General features: G+C 60.5%; 16 protein-coding genes. 2 read left to right on the top strand and 14 right to left on the bottom strand.

Going from position 1 to position 20,840, the window contains the following annotated elements; genetic code table 11:
* Positions 1-2 precede the first annotated feature (2 nt).
* Both HDC30_RS27830 and HDC30_RS27825 read left to right on the top strand, forming a co-directional pair.
* The gene (locus tag HDC30_RS27830) at positions 3-443 is read left to right on the top strand and encodes a pilin (RefSeq protein ID WP_027614108.1); all 441 of its coding nucleotides are present in this window, start codon (positions 3-5) and stop codon (positions 441-443) included.
* A gap of 296 nt (positions 444-739) precedes the next feature.
* Entirely contained in the window at positions 740-1,096 is a 357-nt protein-coding gene (locus HDC30_RS27825; RefSeq protein ID WP_007963876.1) for a BON domain-containing protein, read from the top strand.
* Positions 1,097-1,366: 270 nt separating this feature from the next.
* Here HDC30_RS27825 and HDC30_RS27820 read toward each other — a convergent pair whose 3' ends face one another.
* The 14 genes from HDC30_RS27820 to HDC30_RS27755 form a co-directional block, all read right to left on the bottom strand.
* Positions 1,367-1,663: a DUF2845 domain-containing protein gene (locus tag HDC30_RS27820; RefSeq protein ID WP_027614107.1), complete on the bottom strand. Its 297-nt coding sequence runs from the start codon at positions 1,661-1,663 to the stop codon at positions 1,367-1,369.
* Positions 1,663-4,611 carry a DUF748 domain-containing protein gene (locus tag HDC30_RS27815; RefSeq protein WP_183786020.1) on the bottom strand — a complete coding sequence of 983 codons (2,949 nt, stop codon included), beginning with the start codon at positions 4,609-4,611 and terminating at the stop codon, positions 1,663-1,665. The genes HDC30_RS27820 and HDC30_RS27815 overlap by 1 nt, the downstream gene beginning before the upstream one ends.
* A gap of 219 nt (positions 4,612-4,830) precedes the next feature.
* Positions 4,831-5,847, bottom strand: a complete 1,017-nt coding sequence (locus HDC30_RS27810) for a class I SAM-dependent rRNA methyltransferase (protein ID WP_183786018.1) — start codon at positions 5,845-5,847, stop codon at positions 4,831-4,833.
* Between the two features lie 149 nt (positions 5,848-5,996).
* The gene (locus HDC30_RS27805) at positions 5,997-6,869 is read right to left on the bottom strand and encodes an oxygenase MpaB family protein (protein ID WP_183786016.1); all 873 of its coding nucleotides are present in this window, start codon (positions 6,867-6,869) and stop codon (positions 5,997-5,999) included.
* A 51-nt stretch (positions 6,870-6,920) separates the two neighbouring features.
* Positions 6,921-8,858, bottom strand: coding sequence for an acetate--CoA ligase (gene acs / locus HDC30_RS27800; protein WP_150367930.1), 1,938 nt, complete (start codon positions 8,856-8,858; stop codon positions 6,921-6,923).
* A 213-nt stretch (positions 8,859-9,071) separates the two neighbouring features.
* Positions 9,072-10,736 (bottom strand): glucose-6-phosphate isomerase, encoded by a 1,665-nt coding sequence (pgi, locus tag HDC30_RS27795; RefSeq protein WP_027614102.1) that lies wholly within the window; start codon positions 10,734-10,736, stop codon positions 9,072-9,074.
* A 230-nt stretch (positions 10,737-10,966) separates the two neighbouring features.
* Positions 10,967-11,347, bottom strand: coding sequence for an aspartate 1-decarboxylase (gene panD, locus HDC30_RS27790; RefSeq protein WP_007963888.1), 381 nt, complete (start codon positions 11,345-11,347; stop codon positions 10,967-10,969).
* Positions 11,348-11,546: 199 nt separating this feature from the next.
* Positions 11,547-12,407, bottom strand: coding sequence for a pantoate--beta-alanine ligase (gene panC / locus HDC30_RS27785; RefSeq protein ID WP_097089210.1), 861 nt, complete (start codon positions 12,405-12,407; stop codon positions 11,547-11,549).
* Entirely contained in the window at positions 12,404-13,204 is an 801-nt protein-coding gene (gene panB / locus HDC30_RS27780) for a 3-methyl-2-oxobutanoate hydroxymethyltransferase (RefSeq protein ID WP_097089208.1), read from the bottom strand. Before panB ends, panC begins: the two co-directional genes overlap by 4 nt.
* A 397-nt stretch (positions 13,205-13,601) precedes the next feature.
* The gene (gene folK / locus HDC30_RS27775) at positions 13,602-14,087 is read right to left on the bottom strand and encodes a 2-amino-4-hydroxy-6-hydroxymethyldihydropteridine diphosphokinase (RefSeq protein ID WP_150367928.1); all 486 of its coding nucleotides are present in this window, start codon (positions 14,085-14,087) and stop codon (positions 13,602-13,604) included.
* A gap of 3 nt (positions 14,088-14,090) precedes the next feature.
* Positions 14,091-15,491 (bottom strand): polynucleotide adenylyltransferase PcnB, encoded by a 1,401-nt coding sequence (locus HDC30_RS27770; protein ID WP_007963895.1) that lies wholly within the window; start codon positions 15,489-15,491, stop codon positions 14,091-14,093.
* Between the two features lie 725 nt (positions 15,492-16,216).
* Positions 16,217-17,653: a sigma-54 dependent transcriptional regulator gene (locus tag HDC30_RS27765; protein ID WP_183786014.1), complete on the bottom strand. Its 1,437-nt coding sequence runs from the start codon at positions 17,651-17,653 to the stop codon at positions 16,217-16,219.
* 22 nt (positions 17,654-17,675) lie between these two features.
* Entirely contained in the window at positions 17,676-20,630 is a 2,955-nt protein-coding gene (locus tag HDC30_RS27760) for a sensor histidine kinase (protein WP_027614096.1), read from the bottom strand.
* Positions 20,614-20,790, bottom strand: a complete 177-nt coding sequence (locus tag HDC30_RS27755) for a hypothetical protein (RefSeq protein WP_003176118.1) — start codon at positions 20,788-20,790, stop codon at positions 20,614-20,616. The genes HDC30_RS27760 and HDC30_RS27755 overlap by 17 nt, the downstream gene beginning before the upstream one ends.
* Positions 20,791-20,840 lie beyond the last annotated feature (50 nt).

The raw sequence follows: 20,840 nt of genomic DNA, 5'->3' as shown, positions 1-20,840 counted from the left end.
CTATGAACAACCAAAAAGGTTTCACTCTGATCGAGCTGCTGATCGTGGTGGCGATCATCGGTATTCTGGCGACCATCGCCTTGCCGCAATACTCAAAATACCAGGCGCGTTCGAAAGTGACGGCAGGTCTGGCCGAAATCAGTGCGCTGAAGGTGCCGTTCGAGGACACCATTAATCAAGGTACTGACCCTACGCTGACACTGGTGGCGGGGGGCGCTTCAGCCACTACCTCCAACTGCACGCTGGCGGCGTCGGGAACTGCCTCGACCGGTGCCGGCTCGATTACTTGCACATTGGTGAACGCACCGGGTCCGGTATTGGGCAAAACCATCACACTCAGCCGTTCGGGTGCCGCAACAGGCAACACCTCTGGTGTGTGGACCTGCGCCACAACAGTCAATGCTGACTATTCGCCAAAAGGCTGCACCGCCAGCGGCACTTGATGCGATGGTCTGAAGGAAAATGCCCCGCTTTGCGGGGCATTTTTTTGTCTTTTGACGCTGGAAAAAAGCTTCAAGAATTTCAGCGTGTTAGGAACTTTCCGAAAAGCCGCAACTTGCATGTCGATAATGCACTTGTCATGCAAATTGCATGATTCCGAAAATTTGCTTAATTCGTAAATCATTGATTTAAAAGGATTTATTGTCTTTCGAAAAGTTGGCACAGCCTTCGCAATATACCCAGTAACCCTGCTGACAAGACAACCAGCAGACTTTCCAGAAAAACAGGAGTTACTCGTATGAAGAAGTTCGCTATCACTGCCGCTGCTGCTACCGCGCTGACCCTGACCATGGCTTCCGGTGCTTTCGCACAATCCACCCAGGCTACTCAGGCTCCAATGACTCTGGCTGCTGGTGAAATGACCAAGGCTAAAGAAGCTACTTCCGATACCTGGATCACTACCAAAGTCAAAAGCGACCTGGTAACCGAAAAAGGCATTCCTGGTACCGACATCAAAGTCGAAACCAACAAGGGTGTGGTTTCCCTGTCTTCTGACGTCGCTGTCACCGAAGCTCAGAAAACCACCGCTGTGAACATCACCAAGAAAATCAAAGGCGTCAAAGCGGTCTCCGCTGACGGCCTGAAAGCCGAGTAAGGCATGACTTCTCGCCTGGACCGGGAGAAGACGCGACAGACGGGCCGAGCAATACGTCTGCCGCAACTTTAGAGTTCATGCGAACGGTCACACGGATGTGACCATTACGGGCCCCGGCACTTGTGTCGGGGCCTGTTCTATTTTCAGGTGATAAAAAACGAAATGTGGGAGCGGGCTTGCTCGCGAATGCGGTGTGTCAGCAGGCATATTCATTAACTGACCCACCGCATTCGCGAGCAAGCCCGCTCCCACAGGGATATAGGTTTTGGTTCAATTACCGCGCTTGCTGTTGATCTGCCGCAGGCGATTGCCTTCAAAGCGCAGGTATTGATACATGCCGTTGCTCGGGCCGTAGGTCCATTCCTCGACCTGAAATTCTTCGCGGCGGTTGGCGCTGCGCTTGTAGCCGAGGACATCGCGGCTGACCGGTTCGCCACACTTCTGCAGTACTTCGCTGGCGCGGTCACCGAGGCTGACCAACTGACTGCCACAACGCAGCGTGTCAGAGGCCAGAGCCGGGCTGGCGGCGAGCACCAGCATCAGCGCAAGCAGCCACTTGTGGTTCATCATTCGGCGTCCAGGTGCATTTGCGTCACCACTCGGCCATCGCTCTCGGCTTCGCCCAGATTGGCATCGATGAAGTACACCCGATCATCGGCCAGTTGACCTTTGTCGACCAGATAGTCCTTGATGCTGCTGGCGCGTTCCTGACCCAACTGCCGCAGCAGTACATCGCTGGAACTCCAGAACTTGATCACACCATCACGCATTTTCGCCGTGCGTTCTTCCTTGCCCAGATCTTTCCATTCGGCCGGTGGCTGGGTTTTCAGTCGAGTACGGTAAATGCCTTCGAGCAGCGGGCCTTTCTCGTTCTCCGGCACTTGCAACAGGGAAGCCTGGGCCGGCACCTTGTCGCCACGGCGCTGGAGCATCTTGTAGTAGTTGTACTGGTATTCGCGCTCCAGACGCTGCTCGGCAATCAACGGGCCGTCGCTGCTCTGTGCGGCAGTGCCTTCGATTTCCAGACGCAGGGCTGGACGTTCCTTAAGGGCTTGGGACAGTTTATCCAACGCTGCTTCGGCATCCTTGCTCAAATCGCTTGAGCCCGCAGCAAAGGACACGGTACCGAGGTCTTCGGAGCCGCCACCGTTGATCAGCCCGCCAATCATCTTGAACGGTGCGGCGGCGGCCTTGACGATCAGGTTGCGCAGGGTCTGCCAGACAATCGGCATCACGCTGAACTGCGGGTTGTTGAGGTCGCCGGTCACCGGCAGTTCGATGGAAATCTTGCCATCGACGTCCTTGAGCAGGGCAATCGCCAGTTTCAGCGGCAGGCTCACGGCATCCGGGCTGTCGACTTTTTCACCGAGTTGCAGTTGCTCGACCACCACTTTGTTTTCAGCCTTCAACTGGCCCTTGGTGATCAGGTAATGCAGGTCGAGGTTGAGCCGGCCCTTGCGGATGCGGTAACCGGCGAACTTGCCGGAATACGGGGTCAGGGTAGTCAGCTCGACGCGTTTGAAACTGGTGGCGATGTCGAGGCTGGCCATCGGGTCGAATGGATTGACCGCGCCTTTGATGGTCACCGGGGCATAGCGGTCGACCTTGCCCTTGATGTCGACGCTGGCCGGTTTCGCCTGACGACTGTCGATGGTGCCGATCTGGCCGTTGAGCTGTTGGACCGCCGTAGCGAAATTCGGCGTCAGGCTGAAGTCGGCGAAGTTGGCCGAGCCGTCGTTGATCGCAATCGCGCCGATGTGAATGCCCAGTGGTTTGTCTTTACTGGCCGGTTTCGCCGCTGCGGTTTTCGCACCATTGTCGGCGGGCTGCGGGATCAGCAGGTCGTCGATGTTGGTGGTGCGGTCATCGTTGATCATGAAACGCACATAGGGCTGGAACAGGTTGACCTTGTCGATCGACAGGCTGTCACCGTGTTGATAGTTGATGCCTTCAACCACCACTTGCTGCCACTTGAGGAAGTCGCGGGTTTTCAGGGTGTCGAGGGTGTGCAGTTGATCGATCTGCGCGCGCCCGGTCACGCCGAGTGCCAGGGGGGCGGTGCTCTTGAGGTTGACCTTGAGGTCGCTGCCGAGCATGCCGCTGCGCAGCTCAAGGCGAATGAACGGATTGATGTAGGACTGTGCAACCCGCAGGTCGATGTCCTGGGTTTTCACATTGAGCTGGGCGGTGACCGGCGCGAGGTTGACCACGCCATCGGCGTTGATCTTGCCTTGTTTGCCCAAGCCGCTGTCGAGCCTGACCTTGAAGGGCGAACCGTTGAGGCTGTCGAAATCCTGCAGATCAATGTTCAGCGGCGTCACATCCAGCGCCACCGGCGGGTTGGCCGAACGGTCGGCGAGATGCACGGTGTAGTTGCGTAGCTGGACGTCTTTGAGCAGAACTTGCCAGGGCTTGCTCGGCGCGGCCGGCTCTTTCGGCGAGTCGGCGGCGGCCGGAGTGGTCTTGGGTTCGGCGGCGGCCTTGGCGGCAGGTTTCGATGGCTGGCTGGCGAACAGCTTCTGCCAGTCGAGCTGGCCGTCGGCTTCGAGCGCGGCCCAGGTTTCCAGTTTGTTGCTGCGGATCTTGCCGACCACTACTTGCTGTTTGGCCAGGTCCAGCGAGGTTTCGCTGACGTCGAGGCGTTCAAGTTTCGCCAATGGGCGCCCGTCCGGCGCCTTGATCGCGAACGGCGCAATGCTCACCGCGACGTTGTTCAACAGCAGTTCGGTTTCTTTCGACAGATTCAGTTTGTACTCGGTGCTGAGATTCAGCACGCCGTCTTCGAGTACCAGCGGCAGCGCGTCACGCACGTAAGGCCAGAATGATTTCATCTTGCCGTCGGTGACTTTCAAGGTGCCTTCGGAGGTGAACGGGATCAGGCTGAAGTTGCCCTTCCAGTCGATCTGCCCACCGGCCGGGCCGGCGGCGACCAGGGTCATGTCGGCGTTATCGTCGGGCAGAGTGCTGAGGTTTTTCAGCTCGAAGTCGAGCTTGTCGTAGATGAACTCGATCGGTTCACTCGGACGGGCGTCCTGGAAATGTACATTGCCACCGGCCAGCTGGATGCGATCGATGCGCAGCGGGAACGGCTTGGCATTCGGATCGGCCGGGGTCGGTTCGCTGGCGGGAATCTTGAACAGGCCCAGCAGATTGAGCTGGCCGTCTTTGGCGAAGAGGATTTCGGTCTTGGGCTTGTCCAGCTCGATATCGGCCAGGTGCAGCGCCTTGGTCCACAGGCTGTCGAGTTGCAGGTTGGCGTACAGCCGCTCGAAGCCGACCTGCTCCTTGCCCGGCTCACCGACGACCAAGCCCCACAGGGTGACTTCCAGGCTGAACGGATTGAGTTCGATGCGCTGGATATGCGCCGGCACCGTGGCGTAGTTCGCCAGTTGCTGGTTGGCGATACGCAGGGCGATGCCCGGCAAAATCAGAAACCCCAGCAGGCTGTAGAGGGCCAGAGCAGTCAACAAGGCGCCAATCGCGCGAATCAATCCTTTGGGCATGTGCGGCGTCATCTCTGAATCGGAGTGCCTTGGAGTATGGCACGCGATTCTGGTTCCGAAGTACCTCGTGGGGGGCAGGATTGTTCAGATTGTTCTGCAGCAACACAAAACCCTGTGGGAGCGAGCCTGCTCGCGAAGGCGTTCTATCAGTCACCCTGTCTGGTGGCTGATACACCGCTTTCGCGAGCAGGCTCGCTCCCACAGTGGGCAGCTGTCAGCCACAGAGGAGGGTTACAACTGCAGGATCAGGGTTTTCAGCGGTGGCTGTTGGTCCAGCGACGGGAAATCCGCGCCCGGAGTCATCACGCTCCATTCGCGCACCGGTCGCCCGGCTTTCTCGGCACAACGCAGGACCTGTTCGCGCCAGTCGTCCATGCTGACTTTTGCCAGGTTGTTGCAGCAGATCAGCACGCCGTTGTCAGCGGTGGTCAGCAGCGCCGGCTTGAGCAGGCTCTGATAGTCGCGCAGCAGGTCGACGGTGCCGAAGGCGCTCTTGGCCCAGGCCGGTGGATCGAGCAGCACCAGATCGTATTGGCGCTGGTCGAGGCGCTGATAGCTCGGCAGTTTCTGCCCGCGCCGCTGGCTGATCGGCAGGCCGGCGAGCTGACGGATCGCCGGGAAGTAATCGGACTGGATGAATTGCATCTCGGGCAATTGCGGGTTGAGCAGGCCGTTTTCTCGGCCGACTGCCAGATTGCCTTCGGCGAAGTCGAGGTTACACACCTCGCGCGCGCCACCGGCAGCGGCACTCAGGCCGACGCCACAGGTGTAGGCAAAGAGGTTGAGCACACTTTTGCCCTTGGTGTGATCCTTGACCCAGCCGCGAGTGTTGCGCAGGTCGAGAAACAGCAGCGGATCCTGCCCGGCATGCCGCCCGCGCACGCGATAGTTCAGGCCCCATTCGTGACCGACCAGATCCGCCAGCGCGGCGGCGTCAGCTTTGTAGACGCTGTCTTCGCGGTCGATCCGCGAGTTGCCCCGGGAGCGGTCGTTGTAGACCAGCAGCGTTTCAAAGCCCAGGGTCTGATTGACCATGGCGTGCAGTTGCAGCAGGTCGTCACGCTCCAGTGTCTGGTGAAAACTCTGCACCAGCAATTGCGGACCGTAGCGGTCGACGGTCAGGCCACCGGCGCCTTCCTGGCTGCCATGGAACAGCCGATAGCAATCAGTGCCCTGGCTGTGCAGCTCAGCGAGCAGATTCTGGCGTTTATCGAGGGCGGCGCGCAGCGCCTGATTCAAGGAAGACATGCGTGCGCCTTGCTGATGAGAATGGGGGCGCGGGAGTTTAGCAGCTTGGCGGGCAATCGAGTTGCGCCCTTCGCGAGCAGGCTCGCTCCCACACAGGATCTATGCTGCAAATCAAATCTCCTGTGGGAGCGAGCCTGCTCGCGAAGCTTTTAGGTCAGCAGTCCCATTCGGCGTTTGGCCCGTTGCACCGACCCGTTGCGCATCGCCCAGCGCAGCATCGGCGCGCTGCGCTTCACGCTGGCTCGGATCAACTGGCGTTGCAGCGGATTCTGCCGTATGCCGAACATGGCGCTTGCCCAGTCCGGCAGCAGGTCGATGCCGGCCTTCATCATCAGGTCGCCAAATGGACGGGCCAGCACGCTCGGTGCCGGGGCGTCGAGCAGCAGGCGCAGGACTTCGCGGCTGCGGTCATCACAGAGCAGTTGCGGGCGCATGCCTTGCAGATAGTCAGCCACGGCCTGCCGCGATTTCGGCACATGCCGCGCACCCAGGCGCTCGGCGACCACGGCGATTTCCGCGTAGTAACGGTCCTGATCCGTCCCCGACAAGTGCGGGTTGCGGTAACGCAAATGCGCGGCGAGGAAGTTGCTGACTTCGGCCACATGCACCCAGGTCAGCAGGTCCGGATCGCTGGCGGCATACGGCCGGCCATCCGGCGCGGTACCGACCACTTGCAGGTGAATGGTGCGCACTTTGTCGATCAGCCATTCGGCGTCGCGGCGCGAGCCGAAGGTGGTGCCGGAAACAAACTGGCTGGTGCGGCGCAGACGGCCGAGCATGTCCTGACGAAAATTCGAATGGTCCCAGACCCCGGCCAGCGCCAGCGGATGCAGGGCTTGCAGCAACAACGCGCTGATGCCGCCGATCAGCATGCTGCTGAAATCGCCATGCACTTGCCAACTGACCGAGTTCGGCCCGAACAGCCCGGGATCGCCCTTGGGGTTTTCCAGGTCGAGCTGACCGAGGGACAGCCCGGTCAGGCTCATGAGTTGGTTTTCGATGCGGCTGCGGATGAATTCCATGACAACTCATTGGTGGTGGACGGGCGCGGCCGGTTGACCGCGCCGGGGACGTTACTGATTCAGGCGTTTGTCGATCAACCCTTGTACTACGCTCGGGTCGGCCAGGGTCGAGGTGTCGCCGAGGCTGTCGAGTTCGTTGCAGGCGATTTTGCGCAGGATCCGCCGCATGATCTTGCCTGAACGGGTTTTCGGCAAGGCCGGCGCCCACTGGATCAGGTCCGGTTTGGCGAAGCTGCCGATTTCCTTGCTGACGTGGGCCAGCAGTTCTTTCTTCAGCTCATCGCTCGGCTCGACGCCGTTCATGGGGGTGACGAAGGCATAGATGCCCTGGCCTTTGACGTCGTGCGGGTAACCGACCACGGCGGCTTCGGCGATGCTGTCGTGCAGCACCAGCGCGCTTTCCACTTCGGCGGTGCCGATGCGGTGGCCGGAGACGTTGATCACGTCGTCGATGCGCCCGGTAATCCAGTAATCGCCGTCCTCGTCGCGGCGTGCGCCGTCACCGGTGAAGTAGTAGCCGGGGTAGGGTTTGAAATAGGTGTCGACCATTCTTTGCGGATCGCCGTAGACGCTGCGGATCTGCGCCGGCCAGCTGGATTTGATCGCCAGCACGCCGCTGCCGGCGCCTTTGATCTCCTTGCCGTGCTCATCGAGCAGCACCGGTTGCACGCCGAACATCGGCTGCGTGGCGCAACCCGGTTTGATCCGCTGCGCACTGACCAGCGGGCTGAGCATAATGCCGCCGGTTTCGGTCTGCCACCAGGTATCGACAATCGGGCAGCGCTGCTCGCCGACCACGTTGAAATACCATTCCCACGCTTCCGGGTTGATTGGCTCACCGACACTGCCGAGTAATCTGAGGCTTTGGCGCGACGTTTCCTGCAGCGGCCCGGCACCTTCGCGCATCAGCGCACGCAGGGCGGTCGGTGCGGTGTAGAAGATGTTCACTTTGTGTTTGTCGATCACCTGCCAAAAGCGCGAGGTGCTCGGATAACTCGGCACGCCTTCGAAGATCAGCGTGGTCGCGCCGTTGGCCAGCGGGCCGTAGACGATGTAACTGTGGCCGGTGACCCAGCCGACGTCGGCGGTGCACCAGAACACCTCGCCCTCGCGGTAATCGAGCACGTATTTGAAGGTCATCGCCGCCTGCAGCAGGTAGCCGCCGGTGGTGTGCAGCACGCCTTTGGGTTTGCCGGTGCTGCCGGAGGTGTAGAGGATGAACAGCGGATCCTCGGCGTCCATCGGCTCAGGCGGGCAATCATCGCTGACGTCGCGCACGGCCTGGTGATACCAGAGGTCACGGCCTTCGACCCAATCGACTTTGCCTTGGCTGCGCTCGACTACAACGACGGTGCTGACGTCCGGGCAGTTTTGCAGGGCCTTGTCGACGTTGTGCTTGAGTGGCACGAACTTGCCGCCGCGTACGCCTTCATCGGCGGTGATCACCGTGCGGCAGTCGGCGTCGAGAATGCGGTCACGCAATGAGTCCGGGGAGAAACCGCCAAACACCACCGAGTGAATCGCGCCGATTCGCGCGCAGGCGAGCATGGCGTAGGCCGCCTCGGGGATCATCGGCATGTAGATGCACACCCGATCACCTTTTTTCACCCCACGGCTTTTCAGCACATTGGCCAGGCGGCAGACGTGATGGTGAAGTTTTTTGTAGGTGATCTGCGCTGATTCGGCAGGGTCGTCGCCTTCCCAGAGGATCGCGGTCTGCTCGCCGCGCTGGGCGAGGTGGCGGTCGATGCAGTTGTAACTGACGTTCAGTTGGCCGCCGGCAAACCAGGACGCTTCACCGGTTTTCAGGTCGTAACGCTGAACGGTCTGCCACGGTGTGCTCCAGTCGAGGAAGCGGGTGGCCTGTTCGGCCCAGAAGGCGCTGGGGTGTTCAATCGATTCGCGGTACAGACGCTTGTAGTCGTCCTGACTCAACTGCGCAGCCCGGCGGACGGCATCGGCTTTGGGGAACGTGCTGATATCGAACATGACGGTTCCTTATTCTTGTTGTGCGACAGGAATAAAGATGCGCCGAGCGGCCCGGAGGTTCAAGTCATCCCTAAAACAACTGTGGGAGCGAGCCTGCTCGCGAATGCGGTGTATCAGTCACAAAGATGCTGAATGACACACCGCATTCGCGAGCAGGCTCGCTCCCACATTGGAAATGGGTTGCCCACAGGAATTGTGGGCAACCCATTCACATCACCCGCGGTGACGACCGCGGAAGTAGTTGATCAGGCCCTGGGTAGAAGCATCGTCAGCAACGGTTTCATCGCTGCCGACCAGACGGTTGTAAACGCCTTTGCCCAGTTCCTTGCCCAGTTCCACGCCCCACTGGTCGAAGGCGTTGATGCCCCAGACCACGCTCTGCACGAACACTTTGTGCTCATACATGGCGACCAGCGCGCCGAGACGCCGTGGGCTGATGCGCTCGACCACAATGGTGTTGCTCGGACGGTTGCCCGGGATCACCTTGTGCGGTGCGAGTTTGTGCACCTGCTCTTCGCTCATGCCTTTTTCGCGCAGTTCGGCTTCGGCTTCCGGCAGGGTCTTGCCGAGCATCAGCGCCTGGCTCTGCGACAGGCAGTTGGCGTACAGCCACTGATGGTGGTCGGAGACCGGGTTGAAGCTGACGATCGGCACGATGAAATCGGCCGGGATCAGCTGGGTGCCCTGGTGCAGCAACTGGTGATACGCGTGTTGACCGTTGCAGCCGACGCCACCCCAGATCACCGGGCCGGTATCGGTCGACACCGAGGTGCCGTCCTGACGCACGCTCTTGCCGTTGGATTCCATGTCCAGCTGTTGCAAGTGCTTGGTGATGTTACGCAGGTAGTGGTCGTACGGCAGGATCGCGTGGCTTTGCGCGCCCCAGAAGTTGCCGTACCAGACGCCGAGCAGGGCCAGCAGCACCGGCATGTTCTGTTCGAACGGTGCGCTCTGGAAATGCTGGTCCATGGTGTAGGCACCGGACAGCAGTTCCTTGAAGTTGGACATGCCGATGGCCAAAGCAATCGGCAGACCGATGGCCGACCACAGCGAGTAACGACCGCCTACCCAGTCCCACATCGGGAAGATGTTTTCTTCACGGATGCCGAACGCAACGGCCGCAGCGTTGTTGCTCGATACCGCGATGAAGTGGCGATACAGCTCGGCTTCCGAACCACCCTGAGCCAGATACCAGGCGCGGGCGGCCTGAGCGTTCTTCAGGGTTTCGAGGGTGTTGAAGGATTTCGACGAAACAATGAACAGTGTGGTTTCGGCGCGCAACTTTTGCGTCAGTTCGTGGAACTCACTGCCGTCGATGTTCGCCAGGTAATGGCAACGCACGCCTTTCTGCGCGTAGGACAACAGCGCTTCGGAGACCAGCTCCGGGCCGAGGAACGAACCACCGATGCCGATGTTGACCACGTCAGTGATCGGCTTCTCGGTGTAACCACGCCACAGACCGTCGTGGATGCGGCCGACCAGATCCGTGATCTGGTTCAGCACCTTGTGCACTTCCGGCATCACGTTGACGCCGTTGACCGACAGCTTGTCGCCGACCGGACGGCGCAGGGCTGTGTGCAGCGCCGGGCGGCCTTCGGAGGCGTTGACGATTTCGCCGTCGAACAGCGCTTTGATCGCGCCTTTCAGATCGACTTCATTGGCCAGACCCACCAGCAGGTTGCGGGTTTCGGCGTTGATCAGGTTCTTCGAATAATCGAGAAACAGTCCGCAGCTGCTGAGCGTGAATTGATTGAAGCGCTGCGGATCGGCGTTGAAGGCTTCGCGCATGCTGAAATCCTGCATGGCTTGGCGGTGATCTTTCAACGCTTGCCAGGCAGGCAGAGCGGTAACGTCATGAGGAGTGCGGTAGTACGCCATCGCTGCGGTTTTCCTTTTTACTTGAACGGCCTTTTGAACACAGAACAGACCGATACGCCATGTTTGGGCGAGGGTCAAATGCGTCGACACGATTTTTCAACGCAGGGCGAATACAGTAAACCTCGCGCTGCGATCTGTCTTGACTTCTTCTGACCTGTTCCCTGTACTTTTTTAACATCAATACCGGGAACGGGCCGACCAACGGAAGGGGAGTGACGCGTCGAAGCGGCTCAGGCCACCTGAACCGGAATGGCGTTGCTGGTGTGGCTGAGCTCATTGCCCGGTGCCATGTACAGCATGCGCGGCTTGAAATTGACCAGTTCCGCTTCGCTGTAATGGGCGTAGGCGCAAATGATCACGCGGTCGCCGACCTTGGCTTTGTGCGCGGCTGCGCCATTGACCGAAATCATCCGCGAACCTTCTTCGCCACGAATCGCGTAGGTGGTGAAGCGCTCGCCATTGTCGACGTTATAGATCTGGATCTGCTCGTACTCACGGATGCCGGACAAGTCCAGCCACTCGCCATCGATGGCGCAGGAACCTTCGTAATCGAGTACCGCGTGAGTGACTTCGGCGCGGTGCAGTTTGGCCTTGAGCATGATGGCGTGCATGAGGGATTTCCCGGGTTGGAAGCAAACGGCGGGCAGTGTGCCCGAAGGCTTTGGGGGCGGCAATATGGTCTGTGTGGACACCAGAAACCACTGTGGGAGCGAGCCTGCTCGCGAAAGCGTCGGAACAGTCGACATCGTTGTCAGCTGACAGATCGCATTCGCGAGCAGGCTCGCTCCCACAGGGGTATTGCGCTGTTTTTTAAGTCGGGCTATCGAGGTTCAGGTGCAGGTTGTCGATCAACCGCGTGGTGCCGAGGAACGCCGCCACCAGAATCACCAGATCGCGGTCTTCTGCCGTCGCCGGACGCAAGGTCAGGGCATGACGGATTTCCAGGTAATCCGGACGCAGGCCGGCGGCTTCCAGCTGTTGCACCTGGGCTGCGATCAGCGCCGGGTAGTCGCGCTCACCGTGTTTGATCGACTCGGCAATCGTGCTCAGGGTGCGGTAGACCACTGGCGCCACCGCGCGTTGATCTTCGCTGAGGAAGCCGTTGCGCGACGACAGCGCCAGGCCATCGGCCGCACGCACGGTGGGTTCGCCGATGATCTGGATCGGCATGTTCAGGTCATGCACCAGCGCGCGGATTACCGCCAGTTGCTGGAAGTCTTTCTGGCCGAATATCGCCAGATCCGGCTGAACCATGTTGAACAGCTTGCTGACCACCGTCGCCACGCCCTCGAAGTGCCCCGGGCGGCTGGCGCCGCACAGGCCTTCGGACAGTTGCGGAACGCTGACCCGGGTCTGCCCGGCCATGCCGTCGGGGTACATCTCTTCGACGGTCGGGGCGAACAGCAAGTGGCAGCCGGCTTGCAGCAGCTTTTCCTGATCCGCCGCCAGGGTGCGCGGGTACTTGTCGAGGTCTTCACCGGCGCCGAACTGCAGCGGGTTGACGAAAATGCTCGCGACCACGAAATCCACGCGCTGAGTGGCTTTGGTGATCAGCGCGATATGGCCGCTGTGCAGGTTGCCCATGGTCGGCACGAAGCCGATGCGCTTGCCTTCACTGCGGGCGCGCGCCACGGCGGCGCGAAGTTCGCGTACGGTTTTAACGGTGTTCATGCAGAGAATCCGTGTTCGATCCCAGGGAAAGTAACGCCTTTGACTTCGTTGACGTAGGCCTTCAGTGCGGACTGGATGCTGTCCTGACCCTGCATGAAGTTCTTGACAAATTTCGGTACGCGGCCAGTGATCGACAGGCCGAGCATGTCGTGCAGCACCAGTACCTGGCCGTCGGTATCGCTACCGGCGCCGATGCCGATGACCGGAATCTTCACCGCCTGGCTGATTTCGGCGGCCAGTTCGCTCGGCACGCATTCGAGCAGCAGCATGGCGACGCCAGCCTGCTCGAGCGAGATCGCGTCGGCACGCATCTGCCGCGCCTGGTTCTCGTTGCGGCCCTGCACTTTGTAGCCGCCAAGAATGTTCACCGCTTGTGGCGTCAGGCCCATGTGCGCGCAGACCGGCACACCGCGCTCGGCCAGCAGGCGGATCGACTCCGCCAGCCACAGCGCACCTTCGACCTTGATCATGTGCGCGCCGGCCTGCATCAGCGTGGCGCTGTTGGTCAGGGTTTGCTCAATAGTGGCGTTGGCCATGAACGGCAGGTCGGCCAGGATCAGGGCGTCGGTGTTGCCGCGTTTGACGCAGGCGGTGTGGTAGGCCATTTCTGCGATGGTCACCGGCAAGGTGCTGTCGTGCCCTTGCAGAACCATGCCGAGGGAGTCGCCCACCAGCAGCACTTCGACACCGGCCTCGTTGCAGGCGTGGGCGAAGGTCGCGTCATAGCAGGTCAGCATGGTGATCTTTTCACCTTTCTGCTTGAGGCTCTGGAGCGTGGTCAGGGTGATGGCTGGCATGTAAAAAATCCTCGTTCAGGCGCTCTGGAAACTACTGCGAGTAACGCGCGTGATTCTTCGTCTACTCAGGCGCACGCTCTTTTGTCGTGCTTATAAGGCCTGGATTGCGCCCGTATGTGCCGGGTTGGCGGCAGCGGGACGCCTATAGTCGTGAGGAGCCAAGCGGAAGTCAATTGCGTGTGTTACCGCATTGTTACGAGGGGAGTGTTACCGGCGTTACTGATGCGATTCAGCGGCGCGGCGGGGCTGATTGGCGGGTTTTTTGTCCGACAAAATCCAGCGTATGCAATAAACCAATGTGGGAGCGAGCCTGCTCGCGAAGGCGACGGATCAGTCAACGCAGTGTTGAATGACACACCGCTTTCGCGAGCAGGCTCGCTCCCACAGGGGATTGTAATCAATCTGTCGGGAGGCGTTCGAGGCCTACGAAGGGGCAGGCGGCGAGCAGATCGGACAGCGCGCGGCCATCGGCCAGGCGCAGATCCTCGGGAGCCAGTTCGGCCAGGGGATAGAGCACGAACGCCCGTTCTTGAATCTGATAATGCGGGACTTTCAGGCGTGGCTCGTCGATCAGGCGATCGCCGAACAACAGGATGTCCAGATCAAGCGTGCGCGGGCCCCAGCGTTCGAGGCGTTCGCGGCCCTGGTCGTTCTCGATGGCTTGCAGCGCATCGAGCAAATCGAGCGGCGCGAGATCACTGTCGAGGGCGGCGACCGCGTTGGTGTAACGCGGTTGTCCCGGCAGCAGTGAATCGCTTTGATAGAACGCCGAAACACCAGCAAGGGAAGTCTGCGGCAAATGCCCCAGCGCGCTGAGCGCGCTGCGCAATTGTTCGGCCGGGTCAGCGAGGTTGCTGCCCAGGCCAATATAGATGCGTTCCATGCCTTATTCGCCCGATGCGCTCGGAGCTCCGGCGCGCTTGCGCTTGGAACCGCTGCTGCGGCGACGTTTGCGCGGCGCGCCGCTGGCGTCATCACCCTTGCCGCTGAGTTCGCGAATCATCTCGCGACGCTCGCTGTCGTTGGCGTCCTGATAATCCGTCCACCATTCGCCCAGGCCATCGGTCTGCTCGCCAGCGCTTTCACGTAACAGCAGGAAATCGTAACCGGCGCGGAAACGTGGATTGTCCAGCAGCAGGTCGGCGCGCTTGCCGCTGCGGCGTGGCAGGCGTTCCTGCATGTCCCAGATCTCGCGGATCGGCATGGTGAAGCGCTTTGGAATGGCGATGCGCTGGCACTGCTCGGCGATCAGCTCGTGCGCACCTTCCTGCATCGCCGGAATCGGCGGCATGCCACGCTCTTGCAGACGCAACACGCGGGCCGGCAGGGCAGGCCAGAGCAGGGCGGCAAACAGGAATGCCGGGGTTACCGGTTTGTTCTGCTTGATGCGCAGGTCGGTGTTGGTCAGCGCTTCGCTGATCAGCGTGTGGGTGTATTCCGGGTTGTGCTCCAGTGCGTCGGCACTGGCCGGGAACAGCGGGGCGAACAGTTGCAGATCGACCAGCATCTCGAACGTGATCGCGCCATGGCCGGAGAGGAACAGCTTGAGCACTTCCTCGAACAGGCGGGCCGACGGGATTTCGCGCAGCATCGGCGCCAGTTCGCGGATCGGCTGCACGGTGTGTTTTTCGATGCCGAAATTCAGCTTGGCGGCGAAACGCACGGCACGCAGCATGCGCACCGGGTCTTCCTGGTAACGCTGTTTCGGATCGCCGATCAGGCGGATCAGGTGATTGCGGATGTCGTGTACGCCGTTGGCGTAATCGAGAATGCGCTCGCTGACCGGATCGTAATACAGGGCGTTGATGGTGAAGTCGCGGCGTTGCGCGTCTTCTTCCAGGGTGCCGTAGACGTTGTCGCGCAGAATCCGCCCGCTCTCGTTGCGCGAAGACTGGTTGCTGTCCTCGTCGTCTTCATTGACCGGGTGATTGGCGCGGAAGGTCGCGACTTCGATGATTTCGCGACCGAAATGGATATGCACCAGTTTGAAGCGGCGACCGATGATCCGCGCATTGCGGAATTCGGCACGGACTTGCTCGGGGGTGGCGCTGGTGGCGACGTCGAAGTCCTTGGGCGTGATGCCCAACAGCATGTCACGCACGCAACCACCGACCAGATAGGCCTGGTAGCCGGCGCCCTGCAAGCGTTCGACGATATTGACCGCATAGCGGCTGAATTGCCCCTTCTGCAGCGAATGTTGGCCGCTGTTGAGCACTTCAGGGGTGCTGCGGATGTGTTGCGTACGACGCACGGGAGTTCGGAATGACTGGAACAGCTTCTTCAGCATGGGATGCACTGTTTGAAGGAATGTTCGGCCATACCAAAGAATGACCGCATGATGGGCGCAGATTCTAGCATTTAGTCGGGGGATGGTGTAGGACGCAGCGGATTTGCGCTGTAAGTCGCAGGCTAAAGGCTTTGGGGGCGGGTTTTTGCGGGGGGGGGAAGAAACTACAAGGGGAGCCGAAGCTCCCCCAGAAGTAGTTGCGTGCTCTTTTTATTATTGATTCGGGCTTCTTGTTTTTGTTGAGTGCCCTCGCCATGAAGCTTTTCCTTCATGACCCTCCCAATCGGGAGCCAAGAGCAAACGGATTGCTTTGGTCGCTGTGTTGCAGTGATCTTGCGATCCAACCAGTACAGGCTCTGTCTTAGGACAGTTTTTGTTGTTCTCGGCCTGGTCGTGGGGCTAGCCCCAAATACAACGCCTCTCCAAAAGAATCAGTTAGCTGCGCCTCTCGCCGTCTTGTTTTTATTGTGCGTGAGTCGATTCGTCTTATTTTTATTGTCTTGTGCATTGCTTGTTATTGTTCTTGTACCAAACATATAGCAGGTGCCGTGCCAACTTTTGCGAAGCCCAATAAAACAAGGGGTTAGGTCGATATAACGGTTTTCTCGGGGCGAAAAAAAGCCGGGGTTTCGTTACCGATAACCCCGGCTTCTGTTACGTGAAAGGACTGAGGTAACAGTTTTTTCACATCTTCAAGCGTTACGCGCACACTCGACAGGTAACGTTCAGCTCTCGCTGGCGACCCCGGTCTTGCGCCGTGGAATGCCCAGGCGCTGACGGCGTTCCCACAGGCACTTGCGGCTGACGCCCAGTTTGCGCGCCAGTTCGGTCTCGGTCATGTGGTCCTGATGCTCAAGAACGAAGTGCTGGAAGTAATCTTCCAGCGACAGGTCTTCGGTCGGCTCATGGCTGCTGTTGCTGGTGTTACCTGCGGTTTGCGCAGGCAAGCCGATGAACTCGTCGTCTTCCAGATCGCTCAACTCGATGTCGATGCCCAGCAGGTCGGCAGAGATTTCCGGGCTTTCGCTCAGGATCACTGCGCGCTCGACTGCGTTTTCCAGCTCGCGCACGTTACCCGGCCAGGAATAGTGCCGGATGGCCTGTTCGGCGTCGGCGGCAAATTTCAGGTCGGTACGGTTGATGCGCGCACTCTGGCGAGCGAGGAACGCGGTGGCGATTTCGTTGACGTCGGCGCCACGTTCACGCAGGGCCGGCAATTTCAGGGCAATTACGTGCAGGCGGTAATACAGGTCTTCACGGAACTGGCCGATTTTCGCCAGGCTCTTGAGGTCACGGTGGGTCGCGGCGATCAAACGCACATCGACCTTTTGCGACTGCACCGACCCCACGCGGCGAATCTCGCCTTCCTGCAGCACGCGCAGCAGACGGGCCTGGGCTTCGAGCGGCAGTTCGCCGATCTCGTCGAGGAACAGCGTGCCGCCGTCCGCCGCTTCCACCAGACCGGCGCGACCGGCGCTGGCGCCAGTGAACGCGCCTTTTTCGTGGCCGAACAGTTCGGACTCGATCAGGCTTTCCGGAATGGCAGCGCAGTTCACCGAAATCATCGGTGCCTTGGCACGCTTGGACAGGTTATGCAGGGCGCGGGCCACCAGCTCTTTACCGGTGCCGGACTCGCCCTGGATCAGGACATTGGAATCGGTCGGTGCGACCTTGCGGATCTTGCTGTACAGATCCTGCATCGGCGGGCACGAGCCAATGATGCCGATCTCGCCGTTGCTGTTGTCGACAGACGACTTGCCGCTGCCATTGGCTGCTTTGCCGGCAGGCACTTCGCCGGCGGCAGGCGTCGACTGGTGATCACGCAGGATCCGCGCGACCGCCTGAAGCATTTCATCGTGATCGAAAGGCTTGGCGATGTAGTCCACCGCGCCCATCTTCATCGAGTCGACCGCCGAGCGCAGGCTGGCGTAGCTGGTCATGATCAGCACCGGTTTGCCCTGGCCAAGCTTGATCAGCTCTGTGCCGGGGGCGCCAGGCAGGCGCAGGTCGCTGACGATCAGATCGAATGTGGGAATACTGAAGCGTTCGTGTGCTTCCTGCACAGAACCGGCTTCGCTGACCTGATACTGGTTACGTTCCAGCAGGCGGCGCAAGGCGGAGCGGATAATGGTTTCGTCTTCGACGATCAAAATGTGCGGCATTGATTCGATACTCTCGACGGTCTCAGTTCACAGCGGACGTCGCTTCGACATGACGCGGTAAGGTCACCCGGATACGGGTGCCGCGCTGGCTTTGTACATCAGCCGGGCTGTCGATGGTGATTTGTCCATAATGCTCTTCAACGATGGAATAGACCAGTGCAAGGCCCAGACCGGTACCTTCACCCGGATCCTTGGTGGTGAAGAAAGGTTCGAACAATCGGTCCATGATGTTCTGCGGAATACCACTGCCTTCGTCTTCGACGATCAGATCGACCGTGTGTTCGCCGGCTTCACTCTTGACCCGTACGGCACTGTGCGGCGGCGAGGCGTCGCGGGCATTGGAGAGTAGATTGATCAGCACCTGCGCGAGCCGCTGCGGATCGCCTTCGACCCAGTGATCGGGGTCGCACAGGTTGTAGAACTGCACTTCGAAGTTGCGCCGGTTGAGTGCCAGCAGGCCAATCGCGTCCTGCGCGACTTCAGCCAGACACACCGGCTCGTCGCTGTGCTGGTGGCTGCCGGCGTGGGCGAAGCTCATCAGCGACTGCACGATGCGCGACACGCGCTTGGTCTGTTCGAGGATCTGCCCGCTGATTTCCGTCAGTTCGCCATCTTCTTCACGCTCTTCGCGCAGGTTCTGCGCCAGACAGGCGATGCCGGTGATCGGGTTGCCGATTTCGTGGGCCACACCCGCCGCCAGTCGGCCGATGCTCGCCAGTCGCTCGGAGTGCACCAGTTTGTCTTCGAGCATCTGTGTTTCGGTCAGGTCTTCCACCAGCAGCACCAGGCCGCTGTTGCCCGGTGCCAACGGTTCATCGATCGCCGCTTTGTGCAGATTCAGCCAGCGGGTCTGGCCGTCGAGGGCCAGGTGCTGTTTATGCAAATGCTCGTCGGGCAGGTTGATGAAGCCTTGCAGCAACTGCTTCCACGGATTGGCGATGGTGCTCAGGCGCGAGCCGACCACGCGTTGCGCGGCGATGCCGGTGAGTTCTTCCATGGCTTTGTTCCACATCAGGATCTCTTGATCCTTGGCCAGCGAGCAGACGCCCATTGGCAGCTCCTGCAGGGTCTGGCGGTGGTAGCGGCGCAAGGCGTCGAGTTCGGCGGCCAGCCCGGTGAGGCGCGAGTGGTAATCCTCGAGGCGGCTTTCGATGAAGTGGATGTCTTCGGTCACATAGTTTTCGCCGCCGGCCTTGTACGGCAGGAAGGTTTCGACCATGTCCTGCGCCACACTCGGGCCCATCAGGCCGGAGAGGTTGGCTTCGATCCGGTCGCGCAAGCGGCGCAGCGCATAAGGACGGCGTTCGTCGAACGGCAGATAGAGATCACGCAGGGCCTGTTCGACTTCTTTCTGCGCTGCCTTGGCGCCCAGCGGTTTTGCCAGTTGCGTGGCGAATTCCTGGGGTGAAGCAGCGTGCAGTTCGCGGCGTTGCGGGCGACGCACGTTATCCACCGCGCAGGCTTCGGCGGCGCTGGCCTCTTCAGGGCTGGCGTTGGTGAACAGCGAGATCAGCGTGAACATCAATACGTTGGCTGCCAGCGAGGCGATGGCCGCCATGTGCCAACTGGTGTCGTCCAGCACGTAAATCATGTTCAACAGGGGGATGTAGAAACCCTGCAGGTTGCCGACCAGCGGCAACAGCATGGTCACCACCCACACCAGAATCCCCGCCAGCAGGCCGGCGATAAAGCCGCGACGGTTGGCGGTCGGCCAGTACAGCACCGAGAGCACGCCGGGCAGGAATTGCAGGGTCGCGACGAAGGCGACGATGCCAAGGTTGGCCAGGTCCTGTCCGGCGCCGAGCATCAGGTAAAAGCAGAAACCGGCCATGATGATCGCGACGATCAACGCCCGGCGGGTCCACTTCAGCCAGCGGTAGATATTGCCTTCGGCCGGTGGCTGGTACAGCGGCAGCACCAAGTGGTTCAGCGCCATGCCGGACAGCGCCAGGGTGGTGACGATGATCAGGCCACTGGCGGCCGACAGTCCGCCGACGTACGCCAGCAAGGCCAGCGGTTTGCTGTTGGCGGCAATGCCGATGCCGAGGGTGAAGTATTCCGGGTCAGTGGTGGCGCCGAGTTTCAGGCCGGCCCAGAGAATCAACGGCACCGCCAGACTCATCAGCAACAGGAACAGCGGCAGTCCCCAGCTGGCGCTGACCAGCGAGCGCGGGTTGAGGTTTTCGGTGAAGGTCATGTGGTACATGTGCGGCATCACGATCGCCGAGGCGAAGAACACCAGCAACAGCGTGCGCCACGGCCCTTCCTGCAGCGGCGTGTGCAGCGCGGCGAGGGCGGTCTGGTTTTGCAGCAACCACAGTTCAAGCTGTTGCGGGCCGTCGAACACGCCGTACAGCGCATAGAGGCCGACGCCGCCGAGGGCGATCAGTTTGATCACCGATTCGAAGGCAATCGCGAACACCAGCCCTTCGTGTTTCTCGCGGGTGGCGATATGCCGGGAGCCGAAGAAGATCGTGAACAGAATGATCAGCGCACAGAACGCCAGCGCGACGCGGCTCTGGATCGGTTCGCCCGTCAGGATGCCGATGGAATCGGCCACCGCCTGAATCTGCAACGCCAGCAACGGCAGTACGCCGATCAGCATGAAGATCGTGGTCAGCGCGCCGGCCCAGGTGCTGCGAAAGCGGAAAGCGAACAGGTCCGCCAGCGACGACAGTTGATAGGTGCGGGTGATTTTCAGGATCGGATACAGCAGCACCGGCGCCAGCAGAAACGCGCCGGACACCCCGAGGTAACTGGAGAGAAAGCCGTAGCCGTACTGATAGGCCAGGCCCACGGTGCCGTAAAATGCCCACGCACTGGCGTAGACCCCCAGCGACAGGGTGTAGGTCAGCGGGTGGCGAATGATCGCTCGCGGGATCATGCCCCGTTCGCTGATCCAGGCGACGCCGAACAGCACCGTCAGGTACGCGGCGCTGACCAGGATCATCTGGGTCAGGCTAAAGCTCATCGGCATCTTTTTGGCTCTGCAGGATGAAGGTCACGACAATCAGGATCAACCAGAGCAGATACGGCCGATACCAGGCGCCCGTGGCGTCGATCCACCAATCCATGATGGCTGGCGAAAACAGATAGATTCCCACGACCAGAAGCAGGACCAAGCGATAGATGTACATCCCGGCCTCTCTTTTTTATGCGCGTGCCCGAAAACGTGCGGCGATGGTAA

The organism is Pseudomonas sp. JAI115 (assembly GCF_014200835.1).
GTDB lineage: Bacteria > Pseudomonadota > Gammaproteobacteria > Pseudomonadales > Pseudomonadaceae > Aquipseudomonas > Aquipseudomonas putida_A.
The sequence above is the reverse complement of the archived record's forward strand: the minus strand, read 5'-3'. Positions and strand labels throughout refer to the sequence as shown.

Coding starts and splice junctions, on each gene's coding strand:
- HDC30_RS27765 (WP_183786014.1), bottom strand. CDS start 17,653: ATGCCGCACATTTTGATCGTCGAAGACGAAACCATTATCCGCTCCGCC.
- HDC30_RS27820 (WP_027614107.1), bottom strand. CDS start 1,663: ATGAACCACAAGTGGCTGCTTGCGCTGATGCTGGTGCTCGCCGCCAGC.
- panC (WP_097089210.1), bottom strand. CDS start 12,407: ATGAACACCGTTAAAACCGTACGCGAACTTCGCGCCGCCGTGGCGCGC.
- HDC30_RS27815 (WP_183786020.1), bottom strand. CDS start 4,611: ATGACGCCGCACATGCCCAAAGGATTGATTCGCGCGATTGGCGCCTTG.
- HDC30_RS27830 (WP_027614108.1), top strand. CDS start 3: ATGAACAACCAAAAAGGTTTCACTCTGATCGAGCTGCTGATCGTGGTG.
- HDC30_RS27825 (WP_007963876.1), top strand. CDS start 740: ATGAAGAAGTTCGCTATCACTGCCGCTGCTGCTACCGCGCTGACCCTG.
- pgi (WP_027614102.1), bottom strand. CDS start 10,736: ATGGCGTACTACCGCACTCCTCATGACGTTACCGCTCTGCCTGCCTGG.
- HDC30_RS27760 (WP_027614096.1), bottom strand. CDS start 20,630: ATGCCGATGAGCTTTAGCCTGACCCAGATGATCCTGGTCAGCGCCGCG.
- panB (WP_097089208.1), bottom strand. CDS start 13,204: ATGCCAGCCATCACCCTGACCACGCTCCAGAGCCTCAAGCAGAAAGGT.
- folK (WP_150367928.1), bottom strand. CDS start 14,087: ATGGAACGCATCTATATTGGCCTGGGCAGCAACCTCGCTGACCCGGCC.
- HDC30_RS27770 (WP_007963895.1), bottom strand. CDS start 15,491: ATGCTGAAGAAGCTGTTCCAGTCATTCCGAACTCCCGTGCGTCGTACG.
- HDC30_RS27805 (WP_183786016.1), bottom strand. CDS start 6,869: ATGGAATTCATCCGCAGCCGCATCGAAAACCAACTCATGAGCCTGACC.
- HDC30_RS27755 (WP_003176118.1), bottom strand. CDS start 20,790: ATGTACATCTATCGCTTGGTCCTGCTTCTGGTCGTGGGAATCTATCTG.
- acs (WP_150367930.1), bottom strand. CDS start 8,858: ATGTTCGATATCAGCACGTTCCCCAAAGCCGATGCCGTCCGCCGGGCT.
- panD (WP_007963888.1), bottom strand. CDS start 11,347: ATGCACGCCATCATGCTCAAGGCCAAACTGCACCGCGCCGAAGTCACT.
- HDC30_RS27810 (WP_183786018.1), bottom strand. CDS start 5,847: ATGTCTTCCTTGAATCAGGCGCTGCGCGCCGCCCTCGATAAACGCCAG.